27 protein-coding genes are annotated in these 19,854 nt (G+C 39.6%); 16 read left to right on the forward strand and 11 right to left on the reverse strand.

The genetic code is table 11. The annotated features are described in order from the left end of the window. Nucleotides 1-20 precede the first annotated feature (20 nt). From KJB35_RS02120 to KJB35_RS02140, 5 genes are all read left to right on the forward strand, one after another. Nucleotides 21-956: a 5'-3' exonuclease H3TH domain-containing protein gene (locus KJB35_RS02120; RefSeq protein ID WP_285469219.1), complete on the forward strand. Its 936-nt coding sequence runs from the start codon at nt 21-23 to the stop codon at nt 954-956. 140 nt (nt 957-1,096) lie between these two features. Further along, on the forward strand, nt 1,097-1,726 hold the full coding sequence (locus KJB35_RS02125) for an isochorismatase family protein (RefSeq protein WP_285469220.1): 630 nt from the start codon (nt 1,097-1,099) through the stop codon (nt 1,724-1,726). Then, complete coding sequence (locus KJB35_RS02130) at nt 1,723-2,241, forward strand: nicotinate-nicotinamide nucleotide adenylyltransferase (RefSeq protein WP_285469221.1); 519 nt, start codon at nt 1,723-1,725, stop codon at nt 2,239-2,241. The genes KJB35_RS02125 and KJB35_RS02130 overlap by 4 nt, the downstream gene beginning before the upstream one ends. Continuing rightward, nucleotides 2,241-2,777, forward strand: coding sequence for an NUDIX hydrolase (locus tag KJB35_RS02135; RefSeq protein WP_285469222.1), 537 nt, complete (start codon nt 2,241-2,243; stop codon nt 2,775-2,777). The genes KJB35_RS02130 and KJB35_RS02135 overlap by 1 nt, the downstream gene beginning before the upstream one ends. Before the next feature lie 2 nt (nt 2,778-2,779). Then, nucleotides 2,780-3,367, forward strand: coding sequence for an NADAR family protein (locus tag KJB35_RS02140; RefSeq protein ID WP_285469223.1), 588 nt, complete (start codon nt 2,780-2,782; stop codon nt 3,365-3,367). Between the two features lie 119 nt (nt 3,368-3,486). Here KJB35_RS02140 and KJB35_RS02145 read toward each other — a convergent pair whose 3' ends face one another. Continuing rightward, nucleotides 3,487-3,894, reverse strand: a complete 408-nt coding sequence (locus KJB35_RS02145; protein WP_285469224.1) for a hypothetical protein — start codon at nt 3,892-3,894, stop codon at nt 3,487-3,489. An 89-nt stretch (nt 3,895-3,983) separates the two neighbouring features. Further along, the gene (locus KJB35_RS02150) at nt 3,984-4,400 is read right to left on the reverse strand and encodes an H-NS family nucleoid-associated regulatory protein (RefSeq protein ID WP_285469225.1); all 417 of its coding nucleotides are present in this window, start codon (nt 4,398-4,400) and stop codon (nt 3,984-3,986) included. Between the two features lie 553 nt (nt 4,401-4,953). Here KJB35_RS02150 and KJB35_RS02155 point away from each other — a divergent pair. Continuing rightward, nucleotides 4,954-6,369, forward strand: coding sequence for an RNA 2'-phosphotransferase (locus KJB35_RS02155; protein ID WP_285469226.1), 1,416 nt, complete (start codon nt 4,954-4,956; stop codon nt 6,367-6,369). Nucleotides 6,370-6,410: 41 nt separating this feature from the next. On the opposite strand, the gene KJB35_RS02160 is transcribed toward KJB35_RS02155, so the two are convergent. Beyond that, complete coding sequence (locus tag KJB35_RS02160; protein WP_373417388.1) at nt 6,411-6,995, reverse strand: UPF0128 family protein; 585 nt, start codon at nt 6,993-6,995, stop codon at nt 6,411-6,413. Between the two features lie 242 nt (nt 6,996-7,237). On the opposite strand from KJB35_RS02160, the gene KJB35_RS02165 reads away from it, so the two are divergent. Together KJB35_RS02165 and KJB35_RS02170 are read left to right on the forward strand one after the other, a co-directional pair. After that, nucleotides 7,238-7,747 carry a hypothetical protein gene (locus KJB35_RS02165; RefSeq protein ID WP_285469227.1) on the forward strand — a complete coding sequence of 170 codons (510 nt, stop codon included), beginning with the start codon at nt 7,238-7,240 and terminating at the stop codon, nt 7,745-7,747. Then, nucleotides 7,737-8,327 carry a hypothetical protein gene (locus tag KJB35_RS02170; RefSeq protein WP_285469228.1) on the forward strand — a complete coding sequence of 197 codons (591 nt, stop codon included), beginning with the start codon at nt 7,737-7,739 and terminating at the stop codon, nt 8,325-8,327. The genes KJB35_RS02165 and KJB35_RS02170 overlap by 11 nt, the downstream gene beginning before the upstream one ends. Nucleotides 8,328-8,357: 30 nt before the next feature. On the opposite strand, the gene KJB35_RS28425 is transcribed toward KJB35_RS02170, so the two are convergent. The 3 genes from KJB35_RS28425 to KJB35_RS02180 all read right to left on the reverse strand — a co-directional run bounded on the left by KJB35_RS28425 (nt 8,358) and on the right by KJB35_RS02180 (nt 10,507). Then, nucleotides 8,358-8,930, reverse strand: a complete 573-nt coding sequence (locus tag KJB35_RS28425; protein ID WP_373417385.1) for a disulfide bond formation protein B — start codon at nt 8,928-8,930, stop codon at nt 8,358-8,360. 110 nt (nt 8,931-9,040) lie between these two features. Then, nucleotides 9,041-9,781, reverse strand: coding sequence for a hypothetical protein (locus KJB35_RS02175; RefSeq protein WP_285469229.1), 741 nt, complete (start codon nt 9,779-9,781; stop codon nt 9,041-9,043). Between the two features lie 27 nt (nt 9,782-9,808). Then, entirely contained in the window at nt 9,809-10,507 is a 699-nt protein-coding gene (locus KJB35_RS02180; protein ID WP_285469230.1) for a hypothetical protein, read from the reverse strand. A gap of 182 nt (nt 10,508-10,689) precedes the next feature. Between KJB35_RS02180 and KJB35_RS02185 the strand changes: the two genes are divergently transcribed. Then, nucleotides 10,690-10,905 carry a hypothetical protein gene (locus KJB35_RS02185; protein ID WP_285469231.1) on the forward strand — a complete coding sequence of 72 codons (216 nt, stop codon included), beginning with the start codon at nt 10,690-10,692 and terminating at the stop codon, nt 10,903-10,905. Between the two features lie 117 nt (nt 10,906-11,022). Then, the gene (locus KJB35_RS02190) at nt 11,023-12,453 is read left to right on the forward strand and encodes a hypothetical protein (protein ID WP_285469232.1); all 1,431 of its coding nucleotides are present in this window, start codon (nt 11,023-11,025) and stop codon (nt 12,451-12,453) included. Nucleotides 12,454-12,528: 75 nt separating this feature from the next. Here KJB35_RS02190 and KJB35_RS02195 read toward each other — a convergent pair whose 3' ends face one another. Beyond that, nucleotides 12,529-12,807 (reverse strand): hypothetical protein, encoded by a 279-nt coding sequence (locus KJB35_RS02195; RefSeq protein WP_285469233.1) that lies wholly within the window; start codon nt 12,805-12,807, stop codon nt 12,529-12,531. 60 nt (nt 12,808-12,867) lie between these two features. After that, nucleotides 12,868-13,632: an HD domain-containing protein gene (locus tag KJB35_RS02200; RefSeq protein ID WP_285469234.1), complete on the reverse strand. Its 765-nt coding sequence runs from the start codon at nt 13,630-13,632 to the stop codon at nt 12,868-12,870. A gap of 302 nt (nt 13,633-13,934) precedes the next feature. Between KJB35_RS02200 and KJB35_RS02205 the strand changes: the two genes are divergently transcribed. Then, a complete protein-coding gene (locus tag KJB35_RS02205) occupies nt 13,935-15,194 on the forward strand; it encodes a hypothetical protein (RefSeq protein ID WP_285469235.1) in 1,260 nt (419 codons plus the stop codon). 57 nt (nt 15,195-15,251) lie between these two features. Further along, nucleotides 15,252-15,566, forward strand: coding sequence for a hypothetical protein (locus KJB35_RS02210; RefSeq protein WP_285469236.1), 315 nt, complete (start codon nt 15,252-15,254; stop codon nt 15,564-15,566). Between the two features lie 65 nt (nt 15,567-15,631). Here the strand turns inward: KJB35_RS02210 and KJB35_RS02215 are convergent, their stop codons facing one another. The 3 genes from KJB35_RS02215 to KJB35_RS02225 form a co-directional block, all read right to left on the reverse strand. Next, entirely contained in the window at nt 15,632-16,018 is a 387-nt protein-coding gene (locus KJB35_RS02215; protein WP_285469237.1) for a hypothetical protein, read from the reverse strand. Nucleotides 16,019-16,116: 98 nt separating this feature from the next. Continuing rightward, entirely contained in the window at nt 16,117-16,563 is a 447-nt protein-coding gene (locus KJB35_RS02220) for a hypothetical protein (RefSeq protein WP_285469238.1), read from the reverse strand. 34 nt (nt 16,564-16,597) lie between these two features. Continuing rightward, a complete protein-coding gene (locus KJB35_RS02225) occupies nt 16,598-17,398 on the reverse strand; it encodes a hypothetical protein (RefSeq protein ID WP_285469239.1) in 801 nt (266 codons plus the stop codon). Nucleotides 17,399-17,442: 44 nt separating this feature from the next. On the opposite strand from KJB35_RS02225, the gene KJB35_RS02230 reads away from it, so the two are divergent. From KJB35_RS02230 to KJB35_RS02245, 4 genes are all read left to right on the forward strand, one after another. Continuing rightward, a complete protein-coding gene (locus tag KJB35_RS02230) occupies nt 17,443-18,003 on the forward strand; it encodes a hypothetical protein (protein WP_285469240.1) in 561 nt (186 codons plus the stop codon). A gap of 12 nt (nt 18,004-18,015) precedes the next feature. Further along, nucleotides 18,016-18,462 (forward strand): hypothetical protein, encoded by a 447-nt coding sequence (locus tag KJB35_RS02235; RefSeq protein WP_285469241.1) that lies wholly within the window; start codon nt 18,016-18,018, stop codon nt 18,460-18,462. Between the two features lie 246 nt (nt 18,463-18,708). Then, nucleotides 18,709-19,461, forward strand: a complete 753-nt coding sequence (locus KJB35_RS02240; protein WP_285469242.1) for a DUF4116 domain-containing protein — start codon at nt 18,709-18,711, stop codon at nt 19,459-19,461. Nucleotides 19,462-19,489: 28 nt separating this feature from the next. Beyond that, complete coding sequence (locus KJB35_RS02245) at nt 19,490-19,798, forward strand: hypothetical protein (RefSeq protein ID WP_285469243.1); 309 nt, start codon at nt 19,490-19,492, stop codon at nt 19,796-19,798. The last annotated feature ends 56 nt before the right edge of the window (nt 19,799-19,854 follow it).

Here is a 19,854-nt window from a genome sequence, read left to right on the forward strand (position 1 = left end):
TAATACAATGTTCTAAAAATATGACTAAACCTAGTGTTAATCCAACAATTTTTGTTTTCGATTTAAGTTCTAACTTTAGCCGAAACTATTTTCGAGTGAAGAATAAGGGTGAAATTCCATCTGATGGTTACATAAATGGAATTCCTGTATTTGCAGTAAAGTCAACTATCTATCAGGTTCTTAAAGAGTGTAGAAGAATTGCTGAAGTTCATGGAAATCCTTCACATTTAATTTTAACAATCGATAATGACGAGGATACTTTTCGAAAGGAAATTTATCCCGAGTATAAGGGTCAGCGCCCACCTAAAGAAGAAGACTTTTATATCCAAAGGAAGATGGTCATTCGATTGTTTGAGATGTTGGGTCTCAGAGTGATTTCGAAAAAGGGTTTTGAAGCTGACGATATTATCGCTACAGTCGCACACAAGGCTTCTAAGGCTGCAATCCCGACAATTATCTCTACAAGGGATAAGGATATGTTTGCTTTAATTGATGATGTTGTGACCGTTTTTAGCGGCATTGATGATTCATTCATTGACTACCAATCGGTTATAGACCTGAAAGGGGTGCCACCTGAACGAATTACAGACATGCTGGTTCTAGAGGGTGATAAGGTTGATAACATCATTGGTATTGAGGGTGTAGGCCCTGCGGCTAGTAAAGAAATCTTGAAGCAATTCTCTTTGAAAGAAATCTTAGATAACCCACAAGTGCTTCTAAACACAAAAGTTCGTGGGAAAGCAAAGATTGTGCAGTACATTGAACAAGAAAGAGAGTTCATCGAACTAATGAGAGAGGTTGCAACAATGAGAACCGATGTCGACCTTGGATCTAACTTGAATGAATGGAGGGTATTTAATTTTCCTCCATCAAAAACTGATGCATACAGAGTGATTGAGAATAATTTTTCACATTGTATTCGTGAGATTATGTCTGCTAGCAACGCAGTTAACTAACTCATATATTATGCTACAAATACTCTGCCTTAAGGTAGAGTATTTTTTTGTATAAATAATAAGGAAAGCAACTTGACTAATTGGATGTTGTTGGTTTATCTTTTAATTAGACAAGCAAGTTAACTAATTAAAGGTGAAGCATGAAAAGAACAATTGCATCTGTAGATGTTGACCCCCAAAAAGGGTTTACTAAGGTGGCTGGGGAGTTAGTTGTAGTTGATGGTGAACTCATAGTTCCTGAACTCTTGGCTAATCAAGAAATCTCACAAATAAAGGTAGTCACAAGGGATTGGCATCCACCAGCTCCGATTTGGGAAGCAAAGACCCTAGATGAACAATTTACACCTATTGAAGGTAGAAATGTTGATATTAAGTGGAACATGCACTGTGGGGCTGGAACGTTTGGTTCAGAACTATTAGACGAACTGCCAAGTCCAATAGATTACGACTTTTGTGTCAGTAAAGGTTTAGATCGCGACGTTCACCCATATGGTGCTTTGTATCATGACCTTGGGAATCAAAAATCAACAGGCTTGAAAGAGTTTCTTCAAGTAAATGGGGTGACGACAGTAATTGTCGGTGGCCTTGCAACAGATCACTGTGTGTATAATACAGTAAAGCAGTTAGTTGATGCTGGGTTTGAAGTTTTTCTAAATCTTGCTGCATGTCGCGGTGTCGCAGCTGATACAACAAACTTCGCAATTGAAGACATGAGGAAGATGGCTATGGTCTTTGACTGTGCAGAAGAGATTAAGGCGTTTTTGTCATGAAAATAGGCGTTTTTGGTTCAGCATTAAACCCGATGACTCTTGGGCATGTCGATGCACTTCGTCAAGCTCTTGAGATCTACGACAAGGTGATTGTAGTAGCTTCATATTCTCATGCGTTCGGAAAGAACATGAAGCCGTTTGAGCTCCGTTTAGAACTTGCTCAAACAACAATAAACAATGAATTGGAAGGAGAGAATATTGACCTTCTTGAGATTGAAAAGGACATAGCGCAGAAAGTTGGAGATCGACCGATCTACACATATGACGTTTTGTGTGCATTGTCGGAATTATACCCAGAAGATGCATTCGAGTTTATTTGTGGATCAGACAATGTAGAGATCTTACAGAAGTTCCACAAGCACGAGGAAATTATCTCTAGATGGGGATTTCGCGAAATTATCCAACGACTACCAATTCGTTCAACGTTGGTTAGAAATAACGTTGCTGAGAACAAGAGCATTGAAGGCTTAGTTAGTTCATCGGTAATAAAAAAAGTTAAAGAAGAGTACAAGTAATGGTTACTAAGATAGGCGACATCTACAATGACAAATTCATGCACGTATCGCGTGTAATGAGTGATAAGACAGGTGATAAAGCATTTGTTACCTTTGGTCGAAACAAAACGAATACTGGTGCGATTATTGTTCCAGTTACAAAGGAAGGAAAGATACTACTCACGAAAGAGTATAGAGTGGCAGCAGATACTTTTGTTGTAGGCGTGCCTAAGGGGGCGGCTGACACAGTTAATGAACCTTCTGCTTCAATAGTTGACCGTGAATTGTGTGAGGAGATTGGGGCTACCTATTCTCGTATCGAAGAAACCAAGTTGACAGTATATCCGCTTCCAGCATTTGCAGATTTCAGTGGTCATGTTGTTTTTGCTTATGATGTTGAGATTTGCTCTGATGCGTCACTCGAAGAGGGGGAGGTTATCGAACTGTACGGAACTTTTACATGTACGGAAGTTCTTAAGTTGCTAAAAGATGGTGTTATCAATGACGCTGAAAGTGCAATGGCATTGCAAGCGTATCTTTTGGATAAAGTGCTTTAAATATGAGAGTTACAGATAAATTTGTATTCTTTTGGACTAAGCGTGATGTTTTCAGTCAGTGGTATCCGGCCAAATTTGAAGTGAAGGGAATTTTGTTTCCGAACGCTGAAGCTCTAATGATGTTTTCAAAGAGTATCTTGTTCCAATATGACAATGTCTCAGCTCAAGATGCAATTCGAATTATTAACGAAGAGCGAAAGGCAGCAGGGTTGCAACCTCAAGTAGGGTTTGCCAGAAAGCCGTCTGGAAAACTTCCTGACGGGTCATTATCTGCGATTATGGAGACAGATAATCCCAAGGTGGCAAAGGCGCAGGGTAGGAAGGTTGAAGGTTTCGATAAGAGGGTTTGGGATTCTAAAATTATTGGTATTTTAAGGGTAGCGAACCGAGCAAAGTTCATGCAAAATCCGAATCTTTTTCAAAAGCTGATCTCTTTTTCGGGGTTAACCTTTGTGGAAGCCAGTCCCTATGATGAAATTTATGGTGTGGGGATGAGTGAGGATCATCCGGACATTGAAGACCCAAGCAAGTGGAAGGGTGAGAACAAGCTTGGTTATGTTCTCACTGAGTTAGCTAAAGAGCTTTCCTGATATTATTAGATTCGCTGTTTTTAACATGCGAGGTTGTGTGCTTCATAAATTTTACTTTGAGGCACTTACTCTAATATTGCTTTAAGCAAATAACTACCAGCTATCGTTACGCTGTCACGTTACAGGTCAAAGTTTTTGGTTAGTACATATTGCAAGCTTATGCTTTCCCACGAGAGATATTCGTTGTTATTGTGTAGGTAATTGAAAGAAACCTTGTTATTTAACATATCAACTTGCTCTTCAGTTAGCTCTATTTCTACGTATGAATCCTTTGATTTTTCAAGGAAGAACGCACGGCGAAAGTAACCTTTGTCTTCTAGGATCGAACAAATTCTAACAAAAGAGTCATATCGTAGTGATTCTTCTTCATTGTTTAACCTAGCTTGTATGAATGGGAAGAGCCTGTAGCTCTTAAATCTTGAACCGATCTTCGATCTCTTCGACAGGAAATTGAATAGTTCCTTAACTGCTGCTTCTTCGATTTCTAAATTTAATTCGTTAACAACATCATTTGGAATGTTCTTCATATGTATTTTTCTTGAAATATACATATAAACATAAACATCTACAAAAAAAGCACCTCTGTTGGAGGTGCTTTCATCAAATCTGCTCAGGGTTATCCTTGATTGATAAGGAAGTCGTCTAGTGACTTACCCTTGTCTAGCTCTTCTTGAATAGCAGATGGGGTGCGACCTTGACCTGTCCAGCTCTTGATGTCGCCATTTGCATCAATGTATTCGTATTTTGCTGGGCGCGGTGCTCGTGTATTTGTTTTTTTCTGTTCACCCTTAAGAAGAGCGACAAGGCTATCCGTGTTGATTCCCTTTTCGCTAATTACACTCATGATGCTTTCAAGCTTAGCTTTTTCTTCGGCAGCCTTAGCTTGCTCTTGTTTTTCTTGATCTTTTCGCTCACTTACAACCGTCTCAATTTTTTTAAGTGCTTCTTCAAGTTGTTCAAGTGTTAATTCGCTAGTTGCTGAACGAAGCATTCTAAGGTTTGTAATTGTACGTACGAAGTTTGACTGAGACATGGGGATTCCTAATAGTGTTCTGTGTTATCGATAGGTATTGTGCCACAGCGTTCCTTTAATTCAAGCTTTTTTTCACAAAAGGTGTGGTATTATTTCCGTACTTTGTGAATATGGATACCTAATATTACGATGGACTTCTTGTTCTCGACTCAAAATAACCAAGTTTGTGTGAGAGCATTTGAAAATGAAGCCTGATTTAGGAAAGCTTATGAGGGCTTCCAATGCTATGTATATTGCATCTGAACATATAGGCTTATCGAAGAATCGTTGTTCATGAGGCTTGTTTAGTGGGCTGTTGAGGGTGCAGGGCACTAATAAGGTAATGACAGAACAATTTAGGTTTATATCCCGATTTACCTCTACATTTGCTCCTTTATTGATTGAAGCGAACACCACATTCACCCCATTAGAGCTATAGTTGAGGTTATCCGCCATTAATTACTTATGATATAGCAAACTTATACTAACTGTTAGATATAGGAAATATATGACGACAAAACGGGTTTCTCTGGATAATATGTAGCACTATAACAAATGAATTGTGGAAGTGTTTATGCTTAGTAAAAGTAAAAATAACTCGTACGGAAAGCTACTGTCTTGGATATTGAGGCACCGCCCTGATGCATTTGATTTGGAAATGGATGCTAATGGATGGGTTGAAGTTTCGTCATTGTTGGATGCTCTTGATGCCTCTGTTAACCACCCTTCAATCTCTAAAGATGAGTTGGTCTTTGTAATCGAGTCAGACTCAGAAGATCGCTTCGGGCTAAGTAAGTGTGGAAACAAGGTACGTTGTCGTCAGGGGCATAGTGTAGGGCACGTAAAATCCATGGAGATGAATAAACCTGAGCGGTTCATAAAGGTTTTTCATGGTACTTCAAAGGAGAATTACGAAAAAATCAAAATAGACGGTGCAATCAAAAGCATGGGAAGGAACGAAGTCCATATGCACACGAACCTATCTAAGGCTGTTAAGTCGGGAAGTAGATATGGTGAACCAGTTGTATTGGAAGTAGATACCCAGAGTGCTAACGATGAAGGCATAGAATTCAAAATCAGTGAAAATGGAGTATGGCTCGCCGATGAGATTCCGACAAAATTCATTCGAGAAAGGTGCAGTTTAGATGTAAATGTTGCTTTAGGCAGTGACTTTCACATCGAAGAAGCGCTTGTCTTTCAAAGTAAACGAAGTCAACGTCGATTTATAGGGGAGTGTTTAACATTTCCTGACTTACCTAAAGGGACGGATATCTTGGTTTTGGCTGGCGATATCTGTGAGCTTAAAAAGATCGACCTTTATCGAAGGCTGCTCGACCACTACGTTGTTAAAGTTGAGCATATTGTTGTTGTCTGTGGTAACCATGAGTTCTGGGGAGGCTCGTACCAGAGTGGCCTAGAAAAACTTGAGATTTTGAAAGAAGAATACCCGAACGTCCACTTTCTAGAAAACGAAGAGGTGAATATCTACGGTATTAGGATTTTCGGAGCCACTATGTGGTGTAACTATGACCACGACACGTACTTAATGTCGCAGATGAACACCTCATATTCAACTGTGAAGAATGCCCCTCTGGATGCAAAAAGAATCAAGTGGCGCAATAAATATGGTGGAACAAGTAAAGGCAAGGCGGAGCATTTGTACATTCTCAACAAGAAGTCTGTTAAAGCTCTAGAATCATTTTTAACGACGGTTGATTCTAAAGATAGGGCGTTGTTAGTGAGTCATTTTCCATTGGTTAGTGACAAGGTGAGGGTTGCTGATCTTCCTTATGACTGGGCAGGTACAGATCTGGAAATGTTCAAAGGTAAAGAAAACTTACAAATGGCTCATGGTCATTTGCATTGTAAGGGTAGTTACGTGAACCAGTTGGGGCAGAATGTTTGGCTTAATCCTCGTGGCATAGTGAATATCCACCGCCCTATTGGTGAGGAACCTGAGAACTATTCGTTGATAAAGTTCGCCATATAGGAAAAAGCCTGACCATTGTTCGAGGTCAGGCTTTGTTTTTTTTAGCGTAACAAGGCGAATTGAATTGCGCATTTGATAAGGGGAATGGCTTCTTCGGCGATCAATTTTGCTTCTGGTGTGTATCTACGAAAAGTCATCTCGTCTAGTGCATCATACAAGTCGTATTCTGGTACGTGTCTTGAGACCCATTTGGCGAAGTCTTCACGAGTTTTGCATTCATGGAGAGAGTAGTTGTTCTCATCCCAAAACTCTTCTACTTCTATTGGGTCGTTTGAAGACATTTCTTTAGAAACGATATCTTGGGCTTTCGCAACACCAAGGCTTACGTCGAACTCCCATAACAAGTGAGATGGGAACAGGAGCTGCATCAAGTGTTCTACTGTTGAGTCTTTTAGTAAAGAAATTCCACTCACTTCTTCAGGGGCATCAACTACAAAGTGGCAACTGGTTCTGTGGCACGAAATGTTGACGTATATATTTGAGTTATCGCTGTCTTCAATAGTCAGTCGGACTGTGTCATTTTCTGGCGACTTTAGAGTGTAAGTTGAGCCGTTTTCGATAACGTTGAGCTTATTAGTAAACATTATTTTAGTCCCTCTGTTCGAATATGCTTGTTTGTGTGGGATTCTTGCTCATTCTCTGTGCAAGCTGAGAGCCCCAAGCTAATCTTCAAAGCCACTAAAATACGTTTCATAATTGGTTTATTCCTTATAGTTCTGAACGTTATATAGATGCACTTATGCATCACCACTGCCGTCATAAATCGCGAGGGATAATACCACAGAGAAAGAAAAGATCTATGATTTTGTGGCATAATAACAATAGAGACGTGCAAGGATTTTGCAGGGTTTACGAAGGTTTTGAGCTAATGAATAAAATTAACAAGTTCTTTGGGAACTTGGGGGCTGTATATTTGGCTCGCAACTACCCCGAGATCTACAGGGAAATTAGTGAGATAAGGAATGCTCTTGAGAGGGATCATCGAAGTAACGCTGATTTGGGTCATAAAGACCAACTTTCGCGATTAGCTTGGTGTACGGAAAAAAAAAGATCGCTAAGTTTGAGCAAGGGTGTGGTCAAAACCAACTCCAATGGCTATTTTTTCAACAAGAATGTCTATTTTGCACGCATAACGATAGATGCTGCTTGCAAATCAATTGATGCACACATTGATGCTTTAAGAGATATTTTGCGCTCTAGTATAGCGGCTCATCACGAGCATGAAATTGAGGAGTTTAATCGGGAATACGATTTGGCTCGAAAAGCTATTAGTGAAAGGCATCATTTTGAATTAGTCCTAGTGCACGATTACAGTACCACTGAGCAAGGTTTGAAAGTGTGTATCACTTCCTCTAATGGTGATTGTGATGCTAGCTGACATTTCATCACTAAAACTAAATACAGACCTTCCACAGCCCTCTTATGATGTTTTAGATGCTGGTGGTGACGTAGTTCTGCGATTGAACCTTGTTTCAGAAGAGTTTGAGCACTTTTTTGATGTTGATGGTGAGGATGGAGACGTCATCACAGAACTTGGTTTCTACGATATTGTGCTGCCAATTGCTTCATCTTGGTCATTGCCTAAGGACAGAAAAGCTCGTCTATTTACGAAGGAAACACCCGCGTCGATTATTGAAGTCGCTCAGACTCTATTGTCGGGAGGGTGCGTGTTGGATGAAAAGCGTCCGCTTTCAGATATAGTCTTCTATGTTCCTAACGAAGTTAGTATTGAAGTTGATGTTGATGTGGCAGAAGGTAGTTTTGAGCACCCTTCCGACTATAAGTTAGTCACAGTGACTACTTCGGAGTACAAATTGGACTCGCTTGTTGAGATTGGTAGACGCAACCATCCAGAAAAGCTACTTGGCTTTATTGAGAAGTATTATGAAGGGGTAACCGATCAATTCGGTGACGATTTGCTCCCTGAGCCTTGGGACTTTCAGGTAGCCGCATACTGAGTGATGATTGACCGCCAATTGGCGGTCTTTTTAATTATGTTTGCTTGGTGAGTAAGTTATAAAATCTGACCAAACTCCATCACGCCTTGTCATTGCTGCTATCTCAACGAAATTAAACAAGAGTCCTACGCTTGCCAACGTACTAAAGAAAAGTAAATTTATGTGAGTAATGGAATAACCAAAGATTACTGTTTTACTTCTCGTGAAATGTGGAATTTTGTCGTAAATCTCTTGTGAAAAAACATTGGATAATGCCCAATGAAGAGGAGGGGGGATCTCGCTCCAGACTTCTATTTCAGATTGGATATTTTGCATCTCTAAGTGATTCAAAGATGTACTAATTCCTAGACCTGAGATGAACAACCAAAAAGCAAAAATCAGTCCCCTACCAATTTTGTTGTCACAGCCAAAAATTCCGAGTGTGTAGGTGATGGCGAGACATAAGAAGCAGAGTTTTTCCAAGATGCAACTTAAGCTTTGTTCAGTAGCGTAAAGACTTTCTAAAATGACTATGCTTGAACAGAATAATGTAACAACCACCAGCATCAAAGCCCAACTTATTCGAGTCGAACTGAAATTGTAGAGTGATGAATATAAGGGCATTTTGTTTAGAAATTAAACATTATATTCATTTTGAGCAATATAAGGCTAATGAATAGAATACTTAACAGAACCTCAAACATGGTAGTGTAGTTACTTGCAAATTGTTCCGTTTATAACGAGTAAAATTTGTACTTTGGTTCGCCTTTACCAAACTCTGTAAGCACGCAAAGAGACATAGAGACCTTGTTGTTTTTACTTGTGTTTGTGAGTTCTAGTTTCATTTCACTCTCACCCATACCAATGTATCTGCTTGTCACTTCGTCAACTATGAATTTGTTCTGGTTCTCAGTGTCTTCGATGTATAGTTTTTTGCCTGTCAATAAGAAACTATTTAACACTCTGTGCATGTGGTAAGCGAACGAGCGTACCAAACAGCTATTGATGTTGATCTCTTTGTGTGGTGACTCTTCGTAAATTTCCTTAGCTTTCTGGAAGTGAATTGATTCTTTTGGTTCTAGGGGGAATTTCGATTGCTCTTCTTTAAGTTCGCTCATGATCTGGCGATGGAGATCTTGAGCATCTTTTGGTAGATCAATTATGTTTGACCCTTTGAACGAAAAACACCCCGCAGTTACATTCATTTCAAAATATGAACTACTTGTTTTTTCAATTTCTCTTGAGAAGGCTATTTGTGGCGTCCAGTTCAGCTCAGCGAGTTTAGCAAACATCTCCCTCTCTGCTCTAGCATGGTATTCTGCTGAAAGTTGTTGGTTAGCTTTACGGTTAGTGTTGAGTTCTTCATAGTAAGCAAACATGGGCTTTTCTTTGCGGAAGTAGTCGTGAATCAACTCATTGATGTGGTTGATTGTGATTTCAGGTGTTTCTTTGCTATTTAAGTTGCTTTTGTTCATATCGTTACTCGTTATTGGTTTAAGTTACTACGGTTCAAGTGAATCACTTAATATGTAATTTTCATCAAAAATATCCCATTCATCTGCGAGCATTGTTAAGGGGTACAATCCCCCAGCTCGTATTGGATTATTTGTGGCATCGGTTATTCTGAAGGTTATGACATTTGGGCATGTCAAAGGGTATCCGTTAGTTTCCGGATTGTATGAGTCTGTTTGGTTTTCTAGAATAGGTGCGTCGATTACCCAATCTAGTAGTGTAGACCCAATAATTTCTAATGTGTCGCCCTGCTCAGAAGTGTCGATCATATAGAGTCTATTCCCCACCGATAAATGACCGTTGATCTGCTTGTCGATGAATACAGAGAATTTCAATGGTATAGAATCTTCTGGAGTCAATTCTTCTAAGTATGGTTGTCCTTTGTGTAAGTCTACGAGGAGTGCTTTGAGAGTCAGTTCAATGCTGTCTGGCTTATTAGGTTTAGAAATCTCTTGTAGTCTTTCTTCTAAAGATGATGATATGTATTGTGTAGCGTCATCAATCCCGAGTTTTTCAATTTTTAAAATAACCTCCGAGACTGAACTTCTTAGGGATGAAATCTGAGCAAGTCTCTCTTGTTGCTCTTTTTCTTTATGTAGCCTGTAATTGTGGTACTCGCGGATCTTTTGCTCGGCGGAAAAATATTCTTTTAATAGTGCCGACAGTTCCTTTATACTCAGCAACTTCAAAATCTTTGCCCATTAGTGGTTAAACTTGCATGGAATTTAGAAATTGGATTGCTTCAATGCAACTATATTTCTCCGTTTAATCTTCATTAAGCAAAGTGGCACTAAATGAACACCTTCCACCTAGAAATCGGAGTTTATAGTTTGTAATTACTACTTAGTTATAACTAAGGAGTTGAGTAACGATGAAATTTCCGAATATTTTAGGTGTTGAGTTTGTTTTAGCTGTCGTTCTCGGGGTTGCTGTATTGGTTATTAGGGCTTCTGAGCACGATAGATCTGCGAGGTTTGTTGAAAGCAGTAGTAAGTCTGATGAGCAGACTATCACTGAGGTGTTGGATGAATATGGACTTAGCACTCAAAGTGAAGATGGGTACGATCAAGTCTCTATTTGCCGATAAAATCCAAACAGTTTGAAGTTCTGACAGTATCGTCTCTACTAAAAGCGGTTCATTAGAATGTTGAAAACCTGATTGGCAAGGATTATTGAAAGGCATTTGTATTTGGAGCAATTAATAATGGAAAACAAGTTTAAGTATTCTCTGTTCATGCTGGCAGTAAGCAGTGTATTGGTAGGATGTGGTGGTGGTGATAGTGGCGGTGAGAAGCCTGTTCCTGATAATACACCTGAATTCTCATATTCATTTGGGGAGCCAGAGGCTCTAGATGAAACAGCTGGAGGTTACTCAAGCCTTACTGTTAATTATAACGATGGCGTTCAGCTGTCTACATGGGTGCGTAACGGACAGGTCTTCAGCAACTACAACAACCTGAAATCTGAACAATCTAACACCCATAAGTTAACCAAAGGAGTGTTCGATTCGTACATCCCTCAAGGGGGTGAGTACGAGAACAAGCCAGTAAAATCTCTCGATTTCGCAGTGATGGATAATGGAGTGCCTTGTGGTGCATGGGTAGATAAGCAGGTTGACACTGGAGATGCAGGATTAACTCATACGCTTAACTTATTGTACAGCTGCTATGATGCTAATGCTGATACATGGTCTCAGCCACTAATTGTTAAGCAAGTAACTCTAGGGAAGGATGTAAACGCTCAGCTTATTCGTGATGTTCGTGTGGCAAACATTAACGCCAATTCTCAAATGCTTACTTATCGGTTGGCTGAGAATAACTCATTTGTCGAACACAACTTCTATGCATCAAAACTAAATGATGGGGTTCCAGATTCAAGGCTTTACAATAAACTGATTGGGCAAAAGCTTGACACAATCTCTTCGTCAATTGCTAAAGCAAACACATTCTCACAAGATGGCGAACCAATCCTGTTTTGGTTCTATCGAGATAATGGAACAGATGAGTTAACCGTTAACGTCTTTAACGGCGGTTCAACTATGCCACTTCCAGTACCAACGGACTCAACCTTTAAGTATTCGCTTTCACTGGTTAACGACAATAGCTACCTACTATACTCACAGCGTGATTCAAAAGGGGAATGGTCTATTGGTGGTGAAAACTGGAATAAAAAAGATCGTCTTGAGTTTACGCCTGTAGCGGGTGAAGTGCATGGCTTGGTTGCAGAAGGGGACAGCAATACAGATAGTATCGTTGTAGCTTGGATTGAGAAAAAAGACCGTAAGGATAGTGTGCTTGATGAATATAGCATAAAGGTGAATCACTTCCTCGGTGGACAGTTACAGAAAGAAGAGGTCTTAGTCTCAGAGCTTTCTGGCGCAAGCAACCTACAAGTGAGCAAGGTAGGTGATTCGTACATCCTTACGTGGCTTGAGCGTGTATCGTCGAAATCATCCGTAGTTAAAATGATTGAGTACGGAAACGACGAATGGAGTAAGGTGAGTTCATTTAACTGTGGCTCCTCATGTGGTGAGTTTGACAAAATTAGTGTCGACACAGAATTTGGACAAATGAGCGCGAGCATTACTTACACTTCGTCTAGAGGAGTAGAGACTGCTTCGGGCGCAAAGATCTGATTTTTTATTTTAAAATTCACACAGAAAAGCCCAGCAAAAACTGGGCTTTTTTTGAACTGTTTTCACCGCGACTTATTACTGTCGAAACTTCTTTATGAAGATATCGAGCTCCAAAGTCCATAATTGACCTGCTGGATAATCCTTCGTAGGTGCTAGATTACGGTATTGAATGAATTCAGTGGAGCAGCTGTGTCCATAGCGACTTATTGACTCAACACGGCAGGGGAGCCCACTTTTTCTTGAGTACACAAGTAGTCCTTCAGTTAACCACTCTGGATCGATAAAGTCCGAGTACGGGTCGTTAACTTTTTCCATTTCTGGTGTGATGCTGGTGGATGTTTTGATTGCTTTCATGTTCTCAAGATGCCTTTAATGCTACATGCTTAATTGTTTTTTTAATTAAAAAAGGAATGTTTAATCACTTTCAGTCTGCATTGATAACCACGTAGGCTTTGTTAGAACAAACTCTTTAGGGAATGTTGCCTTCCCAGAATCGGATACTAGCCTTGCGAAAAGCCCCCTATGAACTTCGTCTAGTAGGTCAAATAGAACCACTAATATTTCGCTTCTTACATTTCCTGACGTTAGGAACTTTTTGTGTGAACGCAAAGCTTCTCTTAATTCAATATATTGAGAGTGGTATTTGATCTTTAGTGAGTGAGACCCTTTAGATTTTAGTAAATGTCGAACATTGCTTATTCGGTCACACGTCTTTACAAACACAGTTCCAAAGCCCAAGTCTTCGAATAAGTTAATCTCTCTAATTATACTGTTAAGGTTGTCAGCTATGACACTCGGGGGTTGTAGTGGGTCATTTGAAACATTATCAACAATTTTTGCTGTTAAAGGGTTTGTTCTGGTTCTTAAGTCTTCTTCTTCTAATGGTGTATCTTCAATTACGTCATGTAGAAGTAGCGCAAGAATAAACTCTGTAGGGGCGCAAGGCCATACAGTTGTCCCTATTCTAACAACATCATCTAAATGTGTTACATATGGTCTCGCCCCGTACCGCTGGTCTCCGTGAGCTTCGATTGCCCATGAACGCGTTTTCAGTACCTCTTCATGGATGCTTGGCCTGTTTTTGAGATTGAATAGGGTTTGAGGTGGGATTTGAGAGTAATTTCTCTCTTTGTACATCTGTTCCCAAGTAACAAAAAGGGCGGATCTATCCATAGTCATACTTTCATCATTTCTCTAAGCGATAGAATACCCAATATAAAGTTCACGGTTGTGAGAATTTTGTTTTTTAAAACATTTGACATACTTGCCGTTTTTGATAATATCTTGCACATCAAGTGACGGCGGTAACCAACCCGACTGGGACTTGTGTTGGCTTTATCAGCCAAGGCGCTTGCCCGACCAAAAGGTGCCAAAATTGACAAAACATTATTGAATTTAAACATTACCAACGCATTTTAATACCTGTGCTGGTATGTGATTTAGTGGGCAAGGCACATTCCGGCAAATTAAGAGGATTAGTTATGCAAGGTAAATTCATCACGATTAGCGAGTTCGAAGCATTTAAGGCAAATGAGTTGAGTTCAGTGTTATCTCTTCTAAAGATGAACCTAAGAAATACGAATTTGCTCAATCAGGCGGCGGCTCGTGGCCTTGGCTTCACCTCTTATGAGGCTCTTGAGCCCCTTTTTGAGCGAGAGAACGCGATCAAGAACAATTTCTACATTGAAAAAGCTGAAGAGCAAGGTGGGCGCATTACTGTTAAATCATCAAATGTGATTGCAGTGTTCGACCTTCATGTCGACGCGATTTTTTGCCGAACTCTTATCTCAGGCGAAGAGTCAACATACCTCAGCAAAGAAAACTCAACAAAAACAATCTCATTAAAAGAGTTGTCTTTAACAGACAAGATCGAGCTATCAAAAGCTCTTAATGCACCAGCTAAGAATCGTTGTTCTGGCGGCTTTGAGTTGAGACTGGATAATGAGAAGTCAGTCAAAATTTCAAGAAGTAAGAAAAGTCTGAATATCAAGGTTGGTAGCCAGTTTGAGGATCTAGATTACGATGCTCGTGGTCAGAGTTGTGCAGACGTTGATTTGGTTACACCTGTAAAGGTTAAAGCTTGCGATGCTTATTACAAATTTGTAAAGCAAGTAACTGTCGACGGGGAGGCAATGTTCTTGCATTTGGACTCATCAGGTTATGAGGTTGATTTATCTAGTCTTAAGTTTACTTCACCGGAAGAGGCTAGATTAGCGATTGAGGGCGAAGTCTGGGGATGGAATTCTGAGGATGTAGAAGGGGCTGTTTTGGTACGTGTTGAAATGACGTTCGATAGCCTTTTTCAGTCAACTAACGACGCTGAGGTGTTCGCTACAAAAGGCATTACTACAGAATATGTAAGAAGTCGTCAGAAAGATTTCATTAGTGCTCTAGGAAAGGCTTATAGGCATTTTGGTTACAGTGACCAATACATCAAGGAGCGTCAAAAAGTTCTACAGAACAGATTTGATACTCAGGACTATAAGCTGTACAAAGATGCACCTGTTGGTCATTTAACAGCCTCTAAGCGTATCACACGCAACGAAATCAAGACTGCCATTTACTACTGTCCTGCAAGAAAGGCACAGATTAAATCATGGCGAGAAGAATACTACGAGAAGTGTAGAGTGGCTGCCTCTAAGAGTATTGATGGTTCACATCCGTTCGGTTTTTTTGAAACAGAATATAGCTCAAAATTGGCAATGAACTTTTCTAAATACAAAGAGTTTTTTAAAATTTAATTAAGTGATGGGCGAGGCTTTCGATTGGAAGTCTCGCCTTAGCTTGTGGAGGTGAAAATGACGGATTTAACGGATAAACAAAGGTTCGATATGTTGGAGAAGATCGTTAGAATGGGGAATTCTGGTGATCAAAATGGTGTAGCGGATTTCATTATCCAGAACGACCTTGAGTTAAATCCACAGGTAGTTGAAGTGGCGATTCTAGGTAGTTTTGAAATCACTCCTGATAATGTTGTGAAGCATTTGGACGCAGCCAAAAAAATCGTAGCTAACGCAGATGAAAATTACGATGATTTTAAGCTGGCTATGAGACTTGGTCTCCTAAAATTAATCATTGCTGATGTCGAGGCAGGGAAGTTCGTAGCTCTTTAGAGTTTTGTATTTGTCAGCATTTTAGTACGTTTAAGCCCACTTTCGTGGGCTTTGTAGAATTGACTTTAGAAGAACTTTTTTCTTGCTTTAGAGAGCCAACTTTCTTCCTCTGGCTTTCTCTGATCTGCGAACATTGCTGCTGCGACCATAACTTGGCTTCTTTCTTTGCTATGCATTGCTTCAATGGCAAGGGTTAGTTTTGTCCAACACGGTTTTTGCGTATGCTGCCGATATACCACTAACAATCTTTTTAGGTCATCAAGGAACGTTTGGGGGTTATACCCAATCATATTTTTAAGCTCGCTAGGGAGTAATTCATATGATTCTTGTAGGTCTACGAGTAAATTGGCGCTTTTTGGAGACTCACGTTCAGCTATTTCTTGCTTGATGGATTCAACCGCTTCGTTCATGCGCCCTTCGAACATTAAGGCTTCGTTTGTGAGTTGTGTCATTTTCTTTTTATTGACTAGGTTACATAATTTTTAATACTCACCCAAGTCAACTTTTCTAAGTTTGGGTGAAGTTAACATCCGCCAGCATCAAATATCTTTTAGATTGAAATACCTGAAAGCTTCTTGTTCACATTTTGCCCTCTTCTTTCTAGCTCGTCGATAATGCACTTGTATGCGTTGTTCCAAGCAGGAAGTTGCTCCTTAATAGCATAGGTCTTACGAATTAGAATCTTAAGTTTAAAGGTCTTCCAATTGGAATAGTCTTGAGAAGATAAAGCATAGTTTAAGATCAACAAACTCTTGGCGCGATCTGTAGAATGGATTAAAGCTTCAATTGCTGAATATAACTTCTTTCTTGAAGTAGAGTTAGATAAGACCGAATTGTAAAGAATGACGCCTCTCATCATATCTTCAGCTCTGTTGCGCCATTTTAGGTTGTCATTATCGGATGCTTTCATAATCTTCATAGCAATTTTAGTATCAAGCTGTGAACCGACTATTTTCTTAGCCGTGGTGTCTGTATTTGAGAGTTTGTCTTTTGTCACTAGATAGCCTTGTAACCTTGTGAAGCGCTGTAGATCAGCGCTTTAGAGTGCTAGGTGTAAATGAATTTTTGAAGCTAGAGCTATGGCTTTTGCTCCTAGTTGATTCTTTTGATACTGCGGCGACAAGATTGTCTGTGAATTGGTTATTCATTCTTACCTTGTCCTTTTTATATGTCTCTTGCGGACAGTTTTCACTCTCCATTCTCGTGTTAGCAGATGCTCTTGCCAATTCAAATGAAGTTTGCATTTTGGCAAAGCTTAAAGCCAGATCACCGTTGATTGTTGCGTTATGAACATCAGAGTTAAAGAACGTCGATATGTTACTGAACCTTCCAGAGAGATATTCAAACACATGGCTATCAGCATCTATTTTATTGATAAGTATATCTAGCTCAGCAATTGTTTTGGATATACCTTTATCCGAGCCTGAGTCGTATAACTTAAAAGCCTTATATTCTAAGTCATCAAACAGATTAGAAGCTTCGTTGATTCTTTTATTATCTTTCTCGAATTCAACAAGCAATCCCAGTTGTTGAGACACCTCATTGTATTTTGGTATTTTGTTGCTATTAAACATTAAGTTTGCAGCGGTGTAAGCGTCATTAATGCCCATTGAATCCTCAATGGTATCAAGAGAGTCTGTGAGCCACGTTGGACTTTTATTGGTATTGAAAGCTTTGACCTCCAAGGAGTTTAGCATCAGGTAGGACTGTCTTGTATCTTCTACAAGAGTGCTTAGTTCTGTGTTTTCAACAGGTATTGATTTGTCCCATACCATTTGAAATAGTCTGGATGCATTTCTGTTGATTTTTTGAACATTAGATTCTACAGGCATTCTTTGCTTTTTCTTAATTATATATTTTTTTGAGGTTTGTTTGTATGCATAGCAAACAAACTTACCTTTACCACGCACTCAAATGTGGTATTATTGCAATTAATGTATGGAGGAAATTTGGAAATATGAGTGATATACCCAGTCGACCTACGTTGACGGTCGAGATGTTAATGCGAGCGGCAAATAATACTGCTGTTCAGGTTTCTGGTGTTAGCGATTCTCTTGTAGAAAAGTTTGTTGAGGATATTCAGTTAGTTTACTCATATGGGATGAATGGTTTTGAACTTGCTGCTGCTCTTGAAGAAAAGGGTTGGAACAAGGAAAAGGCGAGCTCTTTTGCAGATGAACTTGAACTCATGGAATTTGAATGTAGCAAAGAAATTGATCAAGCCGCATTTGAATGGATTGAGCGTTACAATGTAACACCTAAGCTAGAGATAGGTACAGTAGTTGCTCAAGGCGAAATAACAGGTATTCACCCCAAATTTCCAGCTAAATACTTAGTAAGGCCAAGAGGTCAAGATGACGAAAAGCAGAATTCAGCAAGATTAGTTGTCAACTTCGAAGATCTTGAGGCAGAATTAGAAGCACATGACTTAGTGTAAAAGGAAGTAAAATTGACTACACAATCGCGAGTTGAAAATTATCTTAACGTCGAATCGACACTTGTTAAACACTTAGGAGGCTTCAACAAGAATGTTCTAGTAAGTTGGGATTCCGACGAAGTGATGTATATTTCTGAAGTTAAAGAATCTGACTACAAATCTTACACCTTGAGTGAGATTTCTAGAATGACTGGTCAACCGATTTCTTCACTTGAAGATCATTGCGTTATTGATTTGTTCATTAACAACAATATGGACTTGTTTTTTGACGAAGAGAACTTATCGGAGTATGACTCTTTTACTCTTAGTATTGAAACGGGAGCTTCAATCTTCAAAGGTAAAGAGCTTATTCAGTCCGTATCATTAGAGCAATTCATTGCAGCTTTCGACACTCTTCCACCACAAGAGTGGACATTTGAGGGCTGTTATTCAGCTCTTCATGATCCCGAGTTCGATTAAGTCGTTTCGTTTTCAGAGTACACAAAAGGAGCCATGAAAGGCTCCTTTTTTTATGCAAAAAAGCCGTGAGGTGGTTAACCAACACGGCTTTTTTGGGTTCTGGCGCTTTATTGCTTCAGAAGATTCACCACCTTAAAGTAGCAGGGCTTCACGAGCTAGCTTTTCTTAACATACATTATTTAAGCCATTTTTTGCATGTTTCTTGTTATTGTATTTTTTTTTCATAGGTTGTAAATCAAACATAAAATGTTAGATGAGCTAGAATTTGTTTTTAGGAATGTAGTTAATGCAGAACCGTCGCACATTAGGTTTGTTAGTCGCGATCATCAAAGCGAGGAGCTTTGTCTTAAGGCGGTGTCTCATGATGGACTTTTGATTCGTGATATATGGATAAAGAACCGAACTAGAAGGGTTTGTTTAGAGGCGATTAATCAGAATCCTGAGGCCATAAGATACGTGCCAGTTTACACCGAGGGATATGTGGAATTGTGTGCGGGAATAATTAATGCACCTGTGAATCTTGCAATTGCTTGGGATGAAGCTGTGACTCTAGATATTATAAGAGTAGCCCCAAGTGTCTTTGAAATTATTCCTGATGCATTCAAAACAGATGAAATCTGTATGGCTGCAATTAGGGAAGATGGTTCATTGTTCAAATTCTTACCTGATAGCAAAAAGTCTTACAACCTTTTGTATGAGATAGTGAAGACTGATGGCAATTTGATCGCTGAAGTTGATGCCTTAATCCGTGATAAAAACATGATAATGTGTGCACTGAGAAACAACGCCTTAGCAATTCAACATCTGTTAGATAGCGAAGTTACTTCAGATATGTGTGATATAGTCATGCGATCAAATCCGAATGCACTTGCGATGATCCCTTTTGAACATAGAACTATTGAACGATGTGTTGCAGCTGTTAGGTATGATAATGACCTTGTTGATGCCGTTCCGAAAGAAGTTGTGGTCAATCTAATGTTGAACTTCAGTGATGCCTGATAACACAATAGTTACAGGGAAAAGAAGCATGGTAGATATTAACCAAGAGATTGACAGAGGTATTGAGTTGCTTTGGCTGTGTCAGTCTTTGCAGTCTGAAAAAGACGGCGTAGAAAGACCTAGCCACTTTCAGATCGACAAATCCAAAAATCTCGATTCATTCGCTCAAGACATAAGCAGAGCTGTCACAAATATGAGCAGTTTGTACCAAATAATGCCAAAAACTAAGCGTTTATCAGAAATTGGCCGCGAACTTGAAAAGAAAGGCTTAATTTACCTGTCAGCAGGTGACTCTTACGCTGATGCTGCGCTTGCTTACCTTGAGTCAAAACTTTAGAAAAAAAGACTTCTTATAGGCAAGCCATTGCGCTTCGTGCTGACCGAGTAAAGCAG

The sequence above is a fragment of the Vibrio sp. D431a genome, from assembly GCF_030248655.1.
Classification (GTDB): Bacteria; Pseudomonadota; Gammaproteobacteria; order Enterobacterales; family Vibrionaceae; genus Vibrio; species Vibrio alginolyticus.

What these genes read in the sequence shown, in the direction of transcription:
- KJB35_RS02120 (WP_285469219.1), top strand. Translation starts at nt 21, where the DNA reads ATGACTAAACCTAGTGTTAATCCAACAATTTTTGTTTTCGATTTAAGT.
- KJB35_RS02125 (WP_285469220.1), top strand. Translation starts at nt 1,097, where the DNA reads ATGAAAAGAACAATTGCATCTGTAGATGTTGACCCCCAAAAAGGGTTT.
- KJB35_RS02130 (WP_285469221.1), top strand. Translation starts at nt 1,723, where the DNA reads ATGAAAATAGGCGTTTTTGGTTCAGCATTAAACCCGATGACTCTTGGG.
- KJB35_RS02135 (WP_285469222.1), top strand. Translation starts at nt 2,241, where the DNA reads ATGGTTACTAAGATAGGCGACATCTACAATGACAAATTCATGCACGTA.
- KJB35_RS02140 (WP_285469223.1), top strand. Translation starts at nt 2,780, where the DNA reads ATGAGAGTTACAGATAAATTTGTATTCTTTTGGACTAAGCGTGATGTT.
- KJB35_RS02145 (WP_285469224.1), bottom strand. Translation starts at nt 3,894, where the DNA reads ATGAAGAACATTCCAAATGATGTTGTTAACGAATTAAATTTAGAAATC.
- KJB35_RS02150 (WP_285469225.1), bottom strand. Translation starts at nt 4,400, where the DNA reads ATGTCTCAGTCAAACTTCGTACGTACAATTACAAACCTTAGAATGCTT.
- KJB35_RS02155 (WP_285469226.1), top strand. Translation starts at nt 4,954, where the DNA reads ATGCTTAGTAAAAGTAAAAATAACTCGTACGGAAAGCTACTGTCTTGG.
- KJB35_RS02165 (WP_285469227.1), top strand. Translation starts at nt 7,238, where the DNA reads ATGAATAAAATTAACAAGTTCTTTGGGAACTTGGGGGCTGTATATTTG.
- KJB35_RS02170 (WP_285469228.1), top strand. Translation starts at nt 7,737, where the DNA reads ATGCTAGCTGACATTTCATCACTAAAACTAAATACAGACCTTCCACAG.
- KJB35_RS28425 (WP_373417385.1), bottom strand. Translation starts at nt 8,930, where the DNA reads ATGCCCTTATATTCATCACTCTACAATTTCAGTTCGACTCGAATAAGT.
- KJB35_RS02175 (WP_285469229.1), bottom strand. Translation starts at nt 9,781, where the DNA reads ATGAACAAAAGCAACTTAAATAGCAAAGAAACACCTGAAATCACAATC.
- KJB35_RS02185 (WP_285469231.1), top strand. Translation starts at nt 10,690, where the DNA reads ATGAAATTTCCGAATATTTTAGGTGTTGAGTTTGTTTTAGCTGTCGTT.
- KJB35_RS02190 (WP_285469232.1), top strand. Translation starts at nt 11,023, where the DNA reads ATGGAAAACAAGTTTAAGTATTCTCTGTTCATGCTGGCAGTAAGCAGT.
- KJB35_RS02195 (WP_285469233.1), bottom strand. Translation starts at nt 12,807, where the DNA reads ATGAAAGCAATCAAAACATCCACCAGCATCACACCAGAAATGGAAAAA.
- KJB35_RS02200 (WP_285469234.1), bottom strand. Translation starts at nt 13,632, where the DNA reads ATGACTATGGATAGATCCGCCCTTTTTGTTACTTGGGAACAGATGTAC.
- KJB35_RS02205 (WP_285469235.1), top strand. Translation starts at nt 13,935, where the DNA reads ATGCAAGGTAAATTCATCACGATTAGCGAGTTCGAAGCATTTAAGGCA.
- KJB35_RS02210 (WP_285469236.1), top strand. Translation starts at nt 15,252, where the DNA reads ATGACGGATTTAACGGATAAACAAAGGTTCGATATGTTGGAGAAGATC.
- KJB35_RS02215 (WP_285469237.1), bottom strand. Translation starts at nt 16,018, where the DNA reads ATGACACAACTCACAAACGAAGCCTTAATGTTCGAAGGGCGCATGAAC.
- KJB35_RS02225 (WP_285469239.1), bottom strand. Translation starts at nt 17,398, where the DNA reads ATGCCTGTAGAATCTAATGTTCAAAAAATCAACAGAAATGCATCCAGA.
- KJB35_RS02230 (WP_285469240.1), top strand. Translation starts at nt 17,443, where the DNA reads ATGCATAGCAAACAAACTTACCTTTACCACGCACTCAAATGTGGTATT.
- KJB35_RS02240 (WP_285469242.1), top strand. Translation starts at nt 18,709, where the DNA reads ATGTTAGATGAGCTAGAATTTGTTTTTAGGAATGTAGTTAATGCAGAA.
- KJB35_RS02245 (WP_285469243.1), top strand. Translation starts at nt 19,490, where the DNA reads ATGGTAGATATTAACCAAGAGATTGACAGAGGTATTGAGTTGCTTTGG.